Here is a 14,304-nt window from a genome sequence, read left to right as displayed (position 1 = left end):
CCGTCACGACTGGAGTCATGAAGACGCTCAAGTTCCGCTTTTTGTTGGTCAGTGATGAAGATTTTCATGGGGACAGCATGATCTCCTGTTACTGAAAAATCAAGCATCTTCAATGATCACGGGTATAAATATGAAATCAAAAACTATTCATAAAATAAATACTTATACGTATTGGTTCAATGCCAATTGAAAACTATTTATTTAACATTTCACGATCTATAATGCACGCAAATCTAACTTAAACATCATGAAAATTGAGTTATTAAAATGCAACAATTAAATAATTACGCAGATAATAGGCTGGTGAGCGGTTGTGTATATTGTGGTGGCATTCCAGAAACAAGAGAGCATGTTCCATCTAAAGTATTCCTAGATGCACCACTTCCGGAAAATCTATCAGTAGTAGGAGCGTGCAGGAAATGTAACAACAGTTTTTCTTCAGATGAGGAATATGTTGCATGCCTTCTTGAAGCCGCCATAGCAGGAAGTGCATCTCCCTCAGATATACGAAGAGAAAAAGTTTCTGGTATTTTAGAACGAACTCCAAAACTTCAAAAAAAGTTAGAAACTGCGAAATATATAAAAGATGGAGAAACCTATTTCTCAGTTGATGGTGAAAGAATAAAAAGAATCATAATAAAATTAGCACAAGGACATGTAGCTTACGAACTGAGTTTAATTTGCAAAGATGAACCTAGCTCAGTTTGGTGGCATCCTATAGAGTTAATGGGCAAGGAAGTGCGAGATGATTTTGAATCTGATCGTTTTGCTTATATTCTCAGCGAAGTTGGTAGCAGAAATTCTCAAAGAATACTTGTGGTAGATACTAAAATGGTTTCTCAAGAAAATAACGAGTTACATATCCCTATTTTCATAAATGCTTGGATAGATGTACAAGAAGGACGATATCGTTATTTTGTAGATGATTCATCAGATGATATAGTAGTAAGATTTGTTATAGGTGAATACCTAGCATGTGAGGTTATATGGTCGAACATATAAATACATCGAAAAAATTGAAACATACATAAATATTTTAATATTATGAAAAGGAGCTATAATATATGCGTCATCAAAGATAAATAGCTCCAATTTTATTTATAAAAAACTCAAGGTAAATGCCTGCCAATATGAGCTAATTTAACTTTTTTTATACCTATGTCATCATAGTATTTCAAACCAAAATAGATCCTAACATAATTGTCTCTTTCTAATCGGTCACCGCGATCGTTCCAGTTAACTTTCAAGTGATATTCACAATTAATCATTTCCGATGAACCATCCTGAGTTTTTGGAAATGCAAACTTTGGTTTATTAGCCCCCTGTCGAGTACAAGATAATTGCTTACCAAACCTTGAGGTGTATTCAGATATTCTTATTAATTCGTCTTGATTTCCTTGTGGATCAGTTGAAAATTCATAAGAAGCTTGATTTAACGAGTTTAATGAATTTGTAATTAGATTTTTATAATCAAGATAAGTGCCCGCTAATATAGTATCTAAGGTTGATTCCAGATCTGAATGGAAGTCAATATTATTATAATTTAACTTAGACCACTCTATAAATTGTTTCTTGCCATTGTGCTGTAAAGCTATAAATTCAGAATTTTTACTTAGCGTATCACTCCAGCAATCTGTTTGTAAATTCCGTGAAAGTTCAGGAGCAAAATTCTCAGTCAAAAATAAAGAGTAATGTCTTGGAAAGGTATTCAATGCACTATTTATAACGACATGATTAATATGCTCACTATATTTATTTGATTTAACAGATGATATAGTTTTCTCAAGCAGATCATAATAATAGTTCAAAAGGGAATAATCATTACCAGCAGAATCGATCAATAGATCGCCTAATGAAATAGGATTAATATCATCAGTGTAATCTAACAAATCAGCAGCACTTTCAATTACTATATTAGAGCTTCTCTCATAGACCCGCAAAATATCTTTGAGCTTATTAAAAAAACAATGCATATGATCATAATCATTCCTTTTATATATGTCTAAAAATACGTTTCTTGTTATATACACATAAGAAGCAATAAAGGCACTCATTTTATTTCCCCTTTATCTTTTATATCAACCCCTTTAATTATTGTTTTAATATCGTACGATTGCTGATCAAAAAATCCGTCGGGCCATTTTGAAAGTTCGCCTTTATCTCCTATATCGATTTCATCCACCTGACTTGGTCCATTATCAGTAGCTGACACATAATAGACTTTAAAATCATTATTTTTATATTCATTCTTTAATCTTGCAATAACTCTGATCCCATTTAACAAATGGTCACTATGAGTTTCAATAATTACTTGAACACCAGACAATGCTGCAAGTGCGATTAAACGCCCTAAATAACTTTGCCCACGAGGATGTAAATGTGCTTCAGGGTTTTCTAAAACAACCAGCCCTCCAGGTTTAGTAACTAAAAGAGCGATAACTATACTAAGGGAATAACTAAGTCCAAATCCCATATTCAAAGGAATAGTTTTTGCTGAGTTACTTGTTTGAAAATGTGCATGACTAATACCAGCAGATCTAACTATATCAGCTTCAATATTAAATCCTGGTGAAATTTCAGACATCCAATAAATGATGTTCCGCCGTATAGATGTATTGTCTGCGGCTTCTGGATGAGTTCGTAGATCCCTCTCTGGAAGTCTTAGATTGGATTCCTCTAAAGAAGAAAAAACTTCATATGAAAACTCACCCTTAGAACCTAACCAGTTTAATATTGACTCATTTTTATTTACATTGAAATAATATCTTGGCCCATAACGTTCGGCCTCAATGAACTGGAATCCATTCTCATGGAAATAATTATTAGTTAACTTTTGCAAGCCTTTTACATCTGTACTCTTAAGGGTCAAATGATTTTTTAGTTCCTGTTGCTCCTGAAAATCATTAACACCCCATTTAAATGAATGGCTAGATCTATTCTGAAATGTAATTTCAATCTCCAGGGTTTCGTCTCCAACATCTGCATAGTTCGAGAATATATCAGATGATGCACCTAAGTTTACAAGATCCCCATTAATTGCTATTAGCTTACTTAATTTATTTTGGAACGGAATCGCAATAGCTTGTATTGCAGTACTTTTACCAACAGAATTATTGCCACAAAAAACAGTCAATTTCCCGAATGTAAAGCCTTCGTTTTTATAGCATTTAAAATTTTTTAAAAATAATTTTTTAATCATGATTTTTACTCACTACTATTGGTGACAAGGATATTTCACAACCGGTAGTTATATTTATCATTTTTATGATAGCTTCAAATCTATAAAGAATAGTAACTCTCTTTCCTGTTGAGCTAGATATAGAATAATTGAAACCACGTTGTGCTTCAATATATGGCTGACTATTCCAAGTTGCATAGAAATCAACGTCTTTATTGATGGCCTCATAAAAAGCCATCAAAAAATCAGATTTATTTCTCCGAATTAAATCTTGTTGTTCTTCAGTTAAATTTGAAAAAAGTGAAACAAACATTTCAAATAATGGTTTGCTTATAGGATCCTTTTTGCTTGAATTCCGTACCTTTTTAAAAGCATCTTTACCAAATATTTCTTGGCAAAACTTTAAACTTGATTCAAATCTTTTAGTGAGTTCTATTATAATAGATGATTCAGAAATGTACGTCACTATATCATTAACGGTTGATTTTCTAAAAGGCTGGTCATTAATCCATCTCATAGCTTCAGTTAAAAAATCATCATATCTATTTTTCTTATAGGATTTATATCCAAATATCATAAATGCCAATGCACCCAAACAAAGTTCAAGATCTTTTTGCCTTTTAGTGTTCACAGTGTTTGTAGTAGCTGAAGTGAATATTTTTGTAGATGCAAGGAATTTCAAATAATAAACACTGGAACCAAAGTTTATTGCAGAACGAATTTCTTGATCACTTAATTTTACACCATATGTATTAATTCTATGAAAAAGCTCAGTAATGAATTTATTTGAACTAGAATCTATTATATCAATAACGTATGCAGTTATTTCAAACTCTCTCAATAAACGTGTATATGTACGATTAAAATCTTTGAATAATAAACCATTTGCATCATAGACAGATGAACCTTTTTCAAGCTTTAGCGGAAATTTATTCTGCATAAAATCTTGGACTGTAGTTATCCTTTGCAAACCATCGATAATAACCCATGTATCATCTTTCCTTTCCCCAAAATAAAATATTGGCAAGGGCAGGCCCATTAATATGGACTCTATTAATTTAGATTTTTTATCATCACTCCATATTCTATCTTTTCGCTGATAGTCTGGCTGGATTTCTATTTCATCATAAAGCAAACGCTCATACAAAAGAGCAAAACTAGGGGTAGTTCTGCGAATATTCGGAACTCTTAAAACAGCTCCTTCATCTTCATCCTCACTGTCTTCATCTCCACTATTATCATCATCTGAAGATGTGACATCACCTTCTATACCTGTGATATAGGACATATCAACAAGATCAGACATATCAAAATCATCATTCTCAACAATTTCGGGTAAACTTTGCTCTTCGTCGTTTTTATCAATAGACAACGTTGTTGAATTGATTAATGCAGACATATTTTTAAAATCAGAAAGCAACTCTCTGAGATTAGTATCCGCAAGTAATCCTGGAGCAAGAACATGAATTTTTTCTATTTCACGATCGAGCGATGATATGCTATTAAGCAAGGATGATGAAAACTGATTATATTGTAGTTGCCTAAAATTAGATATGACTTTTTTAGCAGACCGTTGCTCTTTCAGCGGTAACTCTTCAACTGTACCATATGGATGATTTAAGCTATTTCGGAGAACAAGATATATAACACCATCCAGTCTAAAATAATTAATATAAGGTAGATTTAGAAAAATATTTTCAATCTGCATTATATTTACATCTGTAGTTTTTAATATATCACTGACGCAGCAAAAGTTTGTTCTTGTTAGCTCTTTTAATACTAATTCAAGGTCTTTAAAGTTTCTCGCTAATAACCTTTTTTTACCTTCGCTGGATAAATAAATTTTCTTCTTTAGATGATCTATATTTTTAATCATATAGATCTCATTACTATTCTTGACATCTACTAATGGCAAATCAATAAGATTTTCAATGTCATGAATTAGTTCATCAAAGTTGATCATATAGCGCCACTAAGTTTAATAAAATGTAGCGCTATTTTATCATTAGAACTAGAGGTTTTCTAGTTCTAATGATAAATTCTAATTTGTTCTAAATAGTCAGTAATTGATTTAGCTATCCCTAGAGAAAGCAGATACGGAACACCATTCCCAATTGTTTTAAACATATCGGTTAAAGACATAGATGCTGGCAATTCAAACTCTTTAGGAAGCGATTGAATTGCCAATGCTTCAGCAGCACTTAATCTGCGATCCTTGTAGGGATGTAAATGAACTTCATTATTTCCATACGCAGTTGTTGGAGAATATCTCCACCTATGTAGCCGTTTAAAAGATTTACGACTATCATCACCTTCCATAATAGTCTGAAATTTTAACAGTCCTTTTCGCGGCTGAAAGTAGTGTAAAGAATTAGGGTGTGCTGATACATTATTTTTCTCAAACCAATGTTCTACGGTTAATTCTATAAACTCTTCCACATATGAAGGGCAACTCTTTAACGAATCCTTCATATATATTTCTTGCTGAGGCCAGTTTTTCTTGCTTGGTATTTTATTTTTATCAAAACAAATATGTTTGCGCCAAGGAAAATCATTGCCGATATTTTGTTTGTTTTTATGAGATAATAATTTTTTGTTAATACCAAACAACATAATTCTGTCACGATCTTGAGGAACACCGAACTCTAAACTATTGACAAGACAATCAGTCAATACATAACCATTATTACTCAAAAAAACTTTCATATCATTATAAAAAGCTCTGTGTTTTTCAGTTTTCCAAAGCCCTTTAACATTTTCCAAAAGGAAAAAATCCGGCTTAAATATAGAAATCAGATCAACATATTCTTTCGTTAGCCTACCATTATCTCCATGGTGTCCACGGTTTTTACCTCCATTAGAGAAATCTGGGCATGGAGGACCTCCAATAAATCCTACAACAGAATCTTTCTTCGATTCTTTGATCAATTGAGATAGAAACTTCTTCCGACTCCCAGTTATATATTCCTCTATACTTTCCAAATGGCATCCATATTTTGGCAAAGACAAATTCATTTTATCTCTAGAAAAGGTATATGCGCCCTGGAAAGGTTTATGAATTTCGTTCGCAAAATTTATAGTAATCCCATTTTTCTCAAAACCAAGATCTAAAAATCCTGCACCAGAGAAAAAAGAAAATATACTTATGTTATGGATATCAACACTCATCATGAAACTCATTTTAAAATCTTATATTACATTATAATTCTAATAACAAAAAAATGACACAAAAAAATGCTCCCTGAAAAACAAACAACCTATTGATTTTATTGCAATTAATAACGATGAGGTTATTTTGATACAACATAAAAGACTAAACCATCTTGGAATCCTTATGGATATGAAAGCACTCAATTTTAGATGTACATAAATTTATCGCATTTGGTTTAAAAAATTGCTTCAATAGTACCGAATACCCCGCAGCCAGAGCCTTCAGGTTGCCACCCTTCCCGGTGAGGCTCGCCTTTTGTCCGCTCCGTATCATCTTCGCGGACAGCGCTTAGCGCCTGATACATCCTCTACCCCACCATGCAGGGAAACCCTCCCTGTCGGGCGGTGTTTCTCTGCTTTCATCACTGGAGAAACACTATGCCAACTTCATCTTGCCCTGAAGCAAAATCCTTATCGTTGTCTATCTCATCTGAGGCCTGGGAAAAGGTAGTCAGTTTTCCTCTCGATCCCTCTCAGGAAGATGACCGTCTCGAAAACCTGATTGTCGCCACTATGCTGACATTCAAAAGCGCAGGCCCGGACCGTAAGAGTATTAATTTCGGTCTGTACTGTTTGCCTTCTGACGGCAGTAGCAATGTACCGCTGATAACGCCGCTGCGCTTAACCCTTGAAGATAACCACTTGTTGGTTACTGCCCTTCATACCAGCTGATTCTCTCTGCGTCCTTTACTCCCCGTGCCGGGCGACTCCCGACCGGGAGCGCTGTACCCGGCTTCTTTATCATGAGGTTACGCTTATGAACAGAAGCAACGATCTTTACCAGAAAGTCACCGATGAAATTATCGCCGCGCTGGAGAAAGGCGTGATCCCCTGGGTTCGCCCGTGGCGGGAAGGGGAACCGGTGGTGCCAATGAATGCCTTATCCGGGCGGTTGTATCACGGCATCAATATTCCTCTACTCTGGAACAGCGCTGAGCGACAGGGATATGAAAGCGATCGCTGGCTGACCTTCACTCAGATTCGCAATGCGGGCGGTAACATCCGCAAAGGCGAAAAATCTACACTGGCCGTGTTTTATCTGCCCCAGCAGCGCGAAGTTGTGGACAGCAACGGGAACACGGTTCTTGATGCTGACGGAAACCCCAAAGTGACGTCTTACGCCGTGGTACGCGAGTTCCGGCTGTTTAATATTCAGCAATGCGAAGATTTGCCGGAAGCGTTCTCGCAGCCTGTCGTGATGGTCGATGATCCCATCGCCGCTGCTGAACAGATGGCCCGACAAAGCGCGGTGACAATCACTCACCGACGCCAGAACCGAGCGTATTACTCGCCGGGGCGCGACTGCATCATCATGCCGCATCCTGAGCAGTTCGCTTCGCGTGAGGATTACTACGGCACGCTGCTGCATGAACTGACGCACGCTACCGGACATGCTTCACGACTAAATCGGGACGGAATTACCGCCGGAAACCATACCTTTGGTGATCCGATGTATAGTTTCGAAGAGCTCGTTGCCGAAATGGGATCCGCCTTCCTGTGCGCTCATGTCGGCATTCAGGCGAAACTACAGCATGACAGCTACATCGCATCGTGGCTGAAGGTATTGCAGCAGGACAAAAAAGCGATTTTCCGCGCCAGCGGGTTAGCGCGTAACGCCTGCGAATATCTGCTTGAACGGGCGCAGCAGCCGTTAGCGCTGAGCGCATAACTTCATATTCACGGCAGGGTTCTACTCTGCCGTTCTCCCCTGCTCTTCCTCGTTATTGATATACCCCGCATCCATCGCACCTTTGAGCAGATCAAGCTGGTCGGAAAGGATAAACGTCAGTACATCCCGCACTCCTGGTTGTTTCGCGGCAATAATTTCCCGAACCAGTATCTGGCAGCGGATCACCAGTTCTTCGGCAGATGGCGGCGGTAAGAAGTGAGCCTGCATAAGCGCGTCCTGAACAGTTAAACCATTACCATCATCACGGAGTGCGAGGTCTTTTGTACACGGCATTTACGACCAATCAGCGTCCGGGCATCGGTAATTTCTGCCCCCGGACAAAACGTTCAATCCAACGCCCTCGCTCATCAAAGTATCTACTAGGCCAGATCTCCGCCGGGTGCTTACCAAGGCGCGATGCAATCAGCCATTCTCCCTTCGGCCAGGGTCTGTCGAGCGTGTTGGAGAGGGTGGAAGAACTCAGCCCGGCGCTACGGGAGAGCGCGGCAAGGCTGGTGCCACATTTGTGCAGTTCTGCAATGATATCCGCCCGATGCCAGTCATCCTTTGGTTTCATAGCCCACTCCACGAGATCCTGAAAGGTTATTTGAATCACCAATACTAAGGATAACTTAGTAATATTTACGCTAGCAAGGCTGAAAATTTCCCCAAATATCAGAAATGACACGGGGATCTCATGCTGCCACATCGTCTTAAAGAGGCGCGACTCAGGTCGGGGCTGTCACAGGAACGGCTGGGGATCCTTGCGGGTATTGATGAAGCAACGGCCAGCGCCCGAATGAACCAGTATGAGCGCGGCACCCACTCTCCCGATTTTTCTCTGGCATGTAAGTTTGCTGAAGTACTAAAAATCCCTGCTTGTTACCTTTACACCGTCGAAGACGATCTGGCAGAAATCATCCTGAATTACGCGGAACAGCACCGCACCTAGTTTCTGCCTACTGAACGCCGATTATCCCGTTTTGGGATAATTCATTAAAGCACGGATATTCGATTTTGGGATTTCAATCGGATTTCTGTGCGATGACTTCAGTTTATTCAGATGATTACCAGTCTGTGATTTCGGCCCTGAAACAAGCCAGAGTCAGGCAAAACATCACTCAAACAGCCATAGCGACCGCATTAGGGCGGCCACAGTCATTTATTGCGAAGGTCGAAAATGGGGAAAGGCGTCTGGATGTGGTGGAGTTTATCCGTCTGGCACAACTTCTGGGTATGGACTGGCAAAGCGAGCTACAAAGCATAGCCCGCAAATATAACTCTTTGTAACTCAATCTTCATTAATCACCTGATACAACGGGATCATCGCCGCGCCGCGTGATGCACTCTGCGCCCCCATTGAGGACGCCGCCAGTCTCACTTTCGGGCGGTTGGGGTCGAGCCGGGTTTCCAGCCGTTGATTCAGCTCCTGCACCAGACGGCTGATAATCGGTTTCGGCATCGCGCCACCGAGTACGATGATTTGCGGGTCTACCCACTGCACGCAACCAAAGACCGTCTGCTCCACCTGACCACGACAGCGTTCAAACCAGCTTTCCAGCAGCGGATGCTGCCCGGCAATCAGCTCCGGTAGCTGAGTTTCACTGAACCCTTCACGCTCCAGCGTGGCAAGCAGATCCTTATACGACGGGCGCGGTGTACCGGACGGAAATGCCATCCCGACTTCACCGGCGTTACAGAACCCGCCGCGCAGCATTTTATGTCCGGAGATAATCCCCGCGCCGATACCGTAGCCGAGATCGATAAAGGTCAGATCGCTGTACGCATTCCATTCGCCGCTGTACAGCTCGCCTACCGCCGAGGCGTTGGCGTTGTTCTCCACCCACGTCGGCCACGGCAGGTTATCGGCAAACGCCTGCTGTAAATCCACCTCGCGCCAGCTCTCCAGCCACGGCACGCTGTGGCGCTTGCGCCCGTCCGCTTTCAGGAAGCCCGGCACCGCATAGCCAATGCCGAGGATACGTGCGTGCTGGAGCTGGCGCTTTTTCAGCGTCTGCTCCACCAGGGTTTTAATCTGCACAAGAGTCGCCGCCAGCGGCTGGTTCTCCTGATGCGCTTCGGAAAGTGACAATAACTGGCGACCACTGAGATCGACCACCGTCATATCGATAAAACCGGGACTGAACGACAGCCCGATAGCGCAGCCGCCGCCGGGGTTAAGGCGCAGCGGCAGCGATGGCTGGCCGCGCTGCCCGGTGTTGCGCTCCCCTTCCACCACCAGACCGGAGAACATCAGCTCCCGGCACTGCTGGGTGATCGCCCCCGCCGTCAGCCCCGACAGCCGAGCCAGTTCGGCTCGCGTCACCGGGGCGTGGCGGCGGATCAGTTCCAGCAACAGGCGCTGCGAACCGCGCAGTTCAAGGCGTTCAGAGTGGGCGTTCATGGTGTCCTTAATTTTTTATCTAATCCCAGCGCAGTCCGGCCTCTTCTATCAGCCCCTGCAGGTACGGAATATCATCGTGGCTGAGCATATCAATCAGCCCCGCCTGCATCCAGCCGATAATCACAGGACGACTGTCACAGCCGAATTTATAGTCGTACTGCTCCAGCGGCGTCATGCCATTTTTCATTTCATGCAGATACATCCGCACGCCCAGACCGGCGTTTTTGTAGGCCCGCAGGTCGTCGATATGGGCTAACTCGAACTCAAAACAGACGCATCCGGCATTTGACTGCTGCACCGCTGCGAGCTGGTTATTGTACCGCTCCAGCGTCACCACCTGTAACGCCAGTTGCGGAATTTGCGCTTTTACCCGGTTAATCAGCACATGGTTAAAGCCCAGCAACTGGATATGGCCGAGGGCATCCGGCTGCTCACGCAGCAGCGCGACCAGCGCCGCCACAAACTCGTCATGGCGGTTGCGCTGTTTGACCTCAACAATCAGCCCCATGCCGTTTTCCACCGCCCAGCGCAGCACGTCCGCCAGCAAGGGGACGCGCGTTCCGGCAAACGACGGATGGTATTTCACGCCAAAGTCGCACGCCAGCAGTTGCGGGTACGTCATCTGCTCCACAAATCCGTGCCCGGTGGACACCCGGTCGATACGGTGATCGTGCGTGACGACCAGCTGGTTATCCGCCGTCAGGTGGATATCAATTTCGATACAGTGGGTTCCCGCCAGGCGGGCGGCTTCAAAGGCCGGAAAGGTGTTTTCCGGCGCACAGCTGGAATAACCCCGGTGGCTGTTGGCCAGCACGATCCCCTCTGCCGCCCGGTGAAAGTTAAACGCCATCTTCTTTTCCTCTCGAATGTAAGATGGTAATTAACTTTACTACTTAAATTTAAATGTGAAAGATGTTTTTATCATTTTATGGTTAATTCATTGTTTTATATGTTTTTAATTTGATATTTAGATCATTTTTTAGCTTTAAGGATCTGTGTCACATAAATTTAATGTTTAGTATGTAAATTTAATAATCATCTTTTTAATCGATGGAAGACAGACTCATGTCAAAACTGGTTCTGGAACAGGTGACCAAAACGTTCGGCGAATTCTATGCCGCCAGGGAAATCTCGTTCTGCGCTGAAGAGGGGGAGTTCGTCACCCTGCTCGGGCCGAGCGGCTGCGGTAAAACCACCCTGCTGAAAATGATCGGCGGTTTTCACCAGCCGGACAGCGGGCGCATTCTGATTGGCGATAAAGCGGTCAACGCCCTGCCGCCGGAAAAGCGCAACACCGCCATGTGTTTCCAGTCCTATGCGCTGTTCCCGCACCTCAACGTGGCGCACAACATCTGTTTTGGCCTGAAGCAGAAAAAGGTCGCCATCGGCGAACAGCAGGCCCGGCTGGCGGAGGCGCTGAAGCAGGTGGGGCTGGAGAGCCAACGTCTGAAAATGCCCGCTCAGCTCTCCGGCGGCCAGCAGCAGCGCGTGGCGCTGGCGCGGGCGATGATCACCCGCCCGGACGTGATCCTGTTCGACGAACCGCTCTCCAACCTCGATGCCAAACTGCGCGAAAGCGTGCGTTTTGAGATTAAGGAACTCCAGCGGCAGTACCAGCTCACCTCGATCTACGTCACCCACGACCAGGCGGAAGCGCTGGCGATGTCGGATAAAATCGTGGTGCTGAACGCTGGCAACGTCGAGCAGATCGGCAAACCGGAAGAGATTTACTACCGCCCGGCCAACCGATTTGTGGCGGATTTTATCGGCGCGGCCAATATCGACACCGCGCAGGTCACGCCCGCAGAGCAGCCGGGTTATTACCGGGTACGCTGCGCCCTCGGCGAGTTTTACGTGCATTCCGTACAGCCGCCGCGCGCGGAGCACTGCTATGTCTGCTGGAGACCGGAAGACGCACAGTATGTCAGCCAGCCACAGGCAGGCGACAACTACTTCACCCTGACGCTCGACAAAATGGCTTTTATGGGCAACCTCACCGAAGCCTGGGGCCACAACGACAGCGGGTTATCGGTCCGTTTACAGCTAATTAAAAAGCCGCCCGTCGCCCCCGGCGAGCGCGCCTGCTTCCGTCTGGCGGAAAACGCCATCCATTTTCTGGAGCCGGTATCATGAAAAACTGGCGCAACGATGCGGTCGCCTGGCTGCTGATGCTCAGCGGGCTGGGCACCATTCTGCTGCTGATGGGATCGACGTTTTACGTGGTGATCGTCCAGAGCCTGGGCTGGTTCAACCTCGAAGGCGACAGCCATTTCTCGCTGGAGTACTGGCGCAATATGTTGCAGGACGAAGTGCTGCAAAGCGCCCTGTTCTACTCGGTAAAAGTGTCGCTGCTGGGGGCGTTCGGTTCGGTGATTTTTGCGTATCCGCTGGCGCTGTGGCTGCGTAAACCGATGGTCGGTAAAGAAGGGATTATCGCGGTGCTGCGCGCGCCGATGTTTATTCCCGGCCTGGTGGCGGCGTTCCTGTTCGTCAACATCGTCGCTTACCACGGCATTATCAACGAACTGTTGCTGGCGCTGGGCATTATCAGCGAACCGCTACGGATGCAGAACGATGACTTTGGCTGGGGCGTGGTAATCCTGCAAATCTGGAAGAACCTGCCCTTCGCCCTGATCCTGGTCGGCGGTGCGGTCAATGCCATTCGTAACGACGTACTGGACGCCGCCAGCAACCTCGGCGCCAGCCGCTGGCGCAGCTTTACCGGCGTGGTGGTGCCGCTGACGCTGCCCGCCGTGCAGGTGACGCTGATTCTGGTGTTTATCGGCGCGCTGGGCGACTTCGCCTTCTTCTCGGTGGCCGGGCCGCGCAACACCTATTCGCTGGCGCGCCTGATGCAGGCCACCGCCATGGAGTACGGCGAGTGGAATAACGCGGCGGTGATTGCGGTGATCATTATGGTCACGGCGGCTATCTGCACGCTGCTGATCGCTACCCTGATTACCCCGTTCGCCACCCGCAAAGGAGAAGTCAAATGAGCCACACTACCAACGGTCGCCGGGTGGTGACGATTTCACTGATCTTCTTCGTGGTCGCCAACCTGGTCTGGCTGGGGATGCCGTTCGGCATGGCGATCCTCTGGTCGCTGGTTGACCCGGCCCATCCGTGGAGCTACCCGGATATCTTCCCGCCTGTATTATCGTTCAGCCGCTGGCTGCTGGTCTGGGAAAAGACCTCGCTTTCCGAGGCGCTGTTCAACAGTTACACCATCGCCCCTGCGGTGGCGGTGGTCAGCCTGCTGCTGTCGCTGCCCACCGCGTATGCCTTCGGACGCATGACCTTTCGCGGCAAGGCAGTGGCGGAGATGCTGACGCTGATCCCGCTGGTGATGCCGGGGATGCTGATCGGGATTTTCTTCAGCGCCATGCTGATCAACCTCAATATCGACAACGCCTTTATCAGCATTGTGATCGGCCATACCGTGCTGACGCTGCCCTATTCGATCCGCATTATGTCGGCGGGATTTAAGGCGGTGCCGCAGGATCTGATCGACGCCAGCCGCGACCTGGGCTCCGGCGCATGGGGCACCTTCTGCAATGCCTATCTGCCGCTGCTGAAACCGAGCTTCCTGGCGGCGCTGATTTTTTGTCTGGTGCGAAGTCTGGAGGAGTTCAGCATCTCATACGTGCTGGGCGCGCCGGATTTTATCACCGTCCCGACCATTCTTTACTCTTTCCTCGGCTACTCCTTCGTCCGCCCGGACGCGGCGGTGGTGTCGATGATTCTGGTGATCCCCAACGTCATCCTGATGGTCATCATCGAGAAGTTGCTGAAGGGGAACTATCTGTCGCAATCCACGGGGAAAGCCTGACCTTTTACAGGAGA

At 45.2% G+C, this 14,304-nt stretch carries 16 protein-coding genes; 8 read left to right on the top strand and 8 right to left on the bottom strand.

From position 1 onward, the window contains the following. Positions 1-267 precede the first annotated feature (267 nt). Positions 268-1,002 (top strand): hypothetical protein, encoded by a 735-nt coding sequence (locus ABK821_RS05030; RefSeq protein ID WP_343178413.1) that lies wholly within the window; start codon positions 268-270, stop codon positions 1,000-1,002. Between the two features lie 107 nt (positions 1,003-1,109). On the opposite strand, the gene ABK821_RS05025 is transcribed toward ABK821_RS05030, so the two are convergent. The 4 genes from ABK821_RS05025 to ABK821_RS05010 form a co-directional block, all read right to left on the bottom strand. After that, on the bottom strand, positions 1,110-2,054 hold the full coding sequence (locus ABK821_RS05025) for a hypothetical protein (protein WP_343178414.1): 945 nt from the start codon (positions 2,052-2,054) through the stop codon (positions 1,110-1,112). Further along, entirely contained in the window at positions 2,051-3,199 is a 1,149-nt protein-coding gene (locus ABK821_RS05020) for a DUF3696 domain-containing protein (RefSeq protein WP_200049888.1), read from the bottom strand. The genes ABK821_RS05025 and ABK821_RS05020 overlap by 4 nt, the downstream gene beginning before the upstream one ends. Then, on the bottom strand, positions 3,192-5,141 hold the full coding sequence (locus ABK821_RS05015; protein ID WP_200049887.1) for a DUF262 domain-containing protein: 1,950 nt from the start codon (positions 5,139-5,141) through the stop codon (positions 3,192-3,194). Before ABK821_RS05015 ends, ABK821_RS05020 begins: the two co-directional genes overlap by 8 nt. A gap of 65 nt (positions 5,142-5,206) precedes the next feature. Beyond that, positions 5,207-6,349 (bottom strand): DNA cytosine methyltransferase, encoded by a 1,143-nt coding sequence (locus ABK821_RS05010; protein WP_343178415.1) that lies wholly within the window; start codon positions 6,347-6,349, stop codon positions 5,207-5,209. Positions 6,350-6,766: 417 nt separating this feature from the next. Between ABK821_RS05010 and ABK821_RS05005 the strand changes: the two genes are divergently transcribed. Together ABK821_RS05005 and ABK821_RS05000 are read left to right on the top strand one after the other, a co-directional pair. After that, entirely contained in the window at positions 6,767-7,060 is a 294-nt protein-coding gene (locus tag ABK821_RS05005; RefSeq protein WP_343178416.1) for a hypothetical protein, read from the top strand. An 85-nt stretch (positions 7,061-7,145) separates the two neighbouring features. After that, a complete protein-coding gene (locus ABK821_RS05000; RefSeq protein WP_343178417.1) occupies positions 7,146-8,057 on the top strand; it encodes a zincin-like metallopeptidase domain-containing protein in 912 nt (303 codons plus the stop codon). 21 nt (positions 8,058-8,078) lie between these two features. On the opposite strand, the gene ABK821_RS04995 is transcribed toward ABK821_RS05000, so the two are convergent. Together ABK821_RS04995 and ABK821_RS04990 are read right to left on the bottom strand one after the other, a co-directional pair. Further along, positions 8,079-8,285, bottom strand: coding sequence for a hypothetical protein (locus ABK821_RS04995; RefSeq protein WP_063390046.1), 207 nt, complete (start codon positions 8,283-8,285; stop codon positions 8,079-8,081). Between the two features lie 76 nt (positions 8,286-8,361). Next, positions 8,362-8,634, bottom strand: coding sequence for a helix-turn-helix transcriptional regulator (locus tag ABK821_RS04990; protein ID WP_343178418.1), 273 nt, complete (start codon positions 8,632-8,634; stop codon positions 8,362-8,364). A 120-nt stretch (positions 8,635-8,754) separates the two neighbouring features. Between ABK821_RS04990 and ABK821_RS04985 the strand changes: the two genes are divergently transcribed. Together ABK821_RS04985 and ABK821_RS04980 are read left to right on the top strand one after the other, a co-directional pair. After that, positions 8,755-9,009, top strand: a complete 255-nt coding sequence (locus ABK821_RS04985) for a helix-turn-helix transcriptional regulator (protein ID WP_210943330.1) — start codon at positions 8,755-8,757, stop codon at positions 9,007-9,009. A gap of 92 nt (positions 9,010-9,101) precedes the next feature. Further along, positions 9,102-9,347, top strand: a complete 246-nt coding sequence (locus ABK821_RS04980) for a helix-turn-helix domain-containing protein (protein WP_210943391.1) — start codon at positions 9,102-9,104, stop codon at positions 9,345-9,347. Between the two features lies 1 nt (position 9,348). Here ABK821_RS04980 and ABK821_RS04975 read toward each other — a convergent pair whose 3' ends face one another. Both ABK821_RS04975 and ABK821_RS04970 read right to left on the bottom strand, forming a co-directional pair. Then, entirely contained in the window at positions 9,349-10,461 is a 1,113-nt protein-coding gene (locus ABK821_RS04975; protein WP_343178419.1) for an ROK family protein, read from the bottom strand. Positions 10,462-10,480: 19 nt separating this feature from the next. Further along, a complete protein-coding gene (locus ABK821_RS04970; RefSeq protein WP_343178420.1) occupies positions 10,481-11,311 on the bottom strand; it encodes a glycerophosphodiester phosphodiesterase family protein in 831 nt (276 codons plus the stop codon). Positions 11,312-11,526: 215 nt separating this feature from the next. Here ABK821_RS04970 and ABK821_RS04965 point away from each other — a divergent pair, with 215 nt between their 5' ends. Genes ABK821_RS04965 through ABK821_RS04955 form a run of 3 tightly spaced genes read left to right on the top strand, consistent with a single transcriptional unit; the run spans position 11,527 to position 14,290 of the window. Further along, complete coding sequence (locus tag ABK821_RS04965; protein ID WP_343178421.1) at positions 11,527-12,594, top strand: ABC transporter ATP-binding protein; 1,068 nt, start codon at positions 11,527-11,529, stop codon at positions 12,592-12,594. After that, positions 12,591-13,457 carry an ABC transporter permease gene (locus ABK821_RS04960; RefSeq protein ID WP_226295807.1) on the top strand — a complete coding sequence of 289 codons (867 nt, stop codon included), beginning with the start codon at positions 12,591-12,593 and terminating at the stop codon, positions 13,455-13,457. The genes ABK821_RS04965 and ABK821_RS04960 overlap by 4 nt, the downstream gene beginning before the upstream one ends. After that, entirely contained in the window at positions 13,454-14,290 is an 837-nt protein-coding gene (locus ABK821_RS04955; RefSeq protein ID WP_110274846.1) for an ABC transporter permease, read from the top strand. The genes ABK821_RS04960 and ABK821_RS04955 overlap by 4 nt, the downstream gene beginning before the upstream one ends. Positions 14,291-14,304 lie beyond the last annotated feature (14 nt).

The organism is Klebsiella sp. KE9456 (assembly GCF_043832615.1).
GTDB lineage: Bacteria > Pseudomonadota > Gammaproteobacteria > Enterobacterales > Enterobacteriaceae > Klebsiella > Klebsiella indica.
The sequence above is the reverse complement of the archived record's forward strand: the minus strand, read 5'-3'. Positions and strand labels throughout refer to the sequence as shown.